The sequence below is a fragment of the Ligilactobacillus apodemi DSM 16634 = JCM 16172 genome, assembly GCF_001434405.1.
Taxonomy (GTDB): Bacteria; Bacillota; Bacilli; order Lactobacillales; family Lactobacillaceae; genus Ligilactobacillus; species Ligilactobacillus apodemi.
Genome location: NZ_AZFT01000051.1, coordinates 1 through 1,276 on the forward strand (window position 1 = coordinate 1; position 1,276 = coordinate 1,276).

A 1,276-nucleotide genomic window follows, 5' to 3' on the forward strand; every position below is an offset into this window, starting at 1 on the left:
ACTACAGCACCGCTGATGTGATCAAAGAACTTGAAGAAAAGGGTTATGTCTTAGTTAAAGACGGCTTCCCAACAGACGCTACATTTGACGATGACACAAGTGTTGACCAAAACTACACGGTTACATTGAAACACGGTGAAGAAACTGTTACACCAGACAACCCAGTAACCCCAGGTGATCCAATCAACCCTAACGATCCAGATGGTCCAAAATGGCCAGCTGAAGCAGGTGAAGTATCCAAGGATGTAACGTTAACTGTCACATACAGTGGTGCCGGTGACCAAACACCAGCAGATAACGTGCAAACTGCAACATGGTCACGGACAGTTACAGTTGACAAGGTTACAGGTGAAGTAGTTTCATCTACCGAATGGACATCAGATAAGGAAACTTACGATGCTGTAACGACACCAGTGATTACAGGTTACTATGCTGACACAGCTGAAGTAACAGCCCAAACAGTAACGCAAGAAAATATTACAATTCCAGTTGTGTACAAAGAATTAGGTAAGATCGTACCAGTTGATGAAGATGGTAACGAAATTCCAGGTGCAGAAACACCAACCTACAATAACGATCCAAGTGATCCAACTCAAGCAGATGAAACACCAACACCAACGGTCCCAGGGTATCACACAGAAACTCCAAGTGTTGATCCAACAGATCCAGGTTCAGATACGAAGGTTGTTTATGTAAAAGATGATGTTAATACTTACACATTGACAGAAAACTTTGTTGATGAAAATGGTAATAAATTAGCAGATTCTGTTGTGAAAGGTACAGATTATGAAGAAGGCACAGATTACGATGTATCTGGCGATGCTAAAGTAATTGATGGCTACTACCTAACAGAAGTACCTTCTAATGCTACAGGAACAATTGGAACAGAAAATGTTACAGTTGACTTTGTTTATGCAGAATTAGGTAAGATCGTACCAGTTGACCCAGATGGCAACCCAATTCCAGGTGCAGAAACACCTACCTACAACAACGATCCAAGTGATCCAACTAAGGGTGGCATCACAGATGTACCAGAAGTTCCTGGCTATGTACCACAAGTACCAAGTGTGACACCAGAAAACCCAGGTGAAGATACACCGGTAGTTTATGTACCAGTAACTCCTGAAGCACAAACTCAAACAGCGACGATCACTTATGTTGACAGTACAACAGGCGAAACGATCCAAGTTGATACAGTTACAGGTGAATCAGGCTCAACAATCAACTACAGCACCGCTGATGTGATCAAAGAACTTGAAGAAAAGGGTTATGTCTT

Annotated in this window: 1 protein-coding gene; it reads left to right on the top strand. The window is 42.2% G+C overall.

All coding sequences use genetic code 11. The features are described 5' to 3' along the window. The coding region (locus FC32_RS05195) for a mucin-binding protein (RefSeq protein WP_162253203.1) at window positions 1–1,276 on the top strand (1,276 nt) is incomplete at both ends.